Annotated in this window: 1 protein-coding gene; it reads right to left on the reverse strand. The window is 67.5% G+C overall.

Translation table 11 applies throughout. From position 1 onward, the window contains the following. The coding region (locus KUG39_RS17175) for a cadherin-like domain-containing protein (RefSeq protein WP_216916643.1) at window positions 1-440 on the reverse strand (440 nt) is incomplete at both ends.

Below are 440 nucleotides of genomic sequence, written 5' to 3' on the forward strand. Positions count from 1 at the left end.
GAATAGGAGCCGTTGGCGGCGATGGTGAGGCTGCCGACCCCGGCGATGGTGACGGGACTGCCGAGGGGGAAGGGACCGCTCTGGCCGGCGATGGAGAAGGAAGCGATCGCGACCGGGCCATCGGGACTGGTGGTGCCGGAGAGGAGATTGCCCGTTGTGGTGCCGCTGTCCTCGGCGATGGAGAGAGTTTCGTTGGCGTCGCTGAAGTCGTTGTTGACCGGCGTGACGGTGATGGTGAGGGTGGAGGTGTCGTTGGCACCAGAGCCGTCGGTGACGGCGTAGGAGATCAGCGGAACCGGGCCGTTGTAGTTGGCGGCCGGCGTGAAGGAATAGGAGCCGTTGGCGGCGATGGCGAGGCTGCCGACCCCGGCGATGGTGACGGGACTGCCGAGGGGGAAGGGCCCGCTCTGGCCGGCGATGGAGAACGAGGCGATCGAGAC

Origin of the sequence: Synechococcus sp. CCAP 1479/10 (assembly GCF_019038515.1) — a bacterium.
Lineage (GTDB): Bacteria > Cyanobacteriota > Cyanobacteriia > PCC-6307 > Cyanobiaceae > Cyanobium.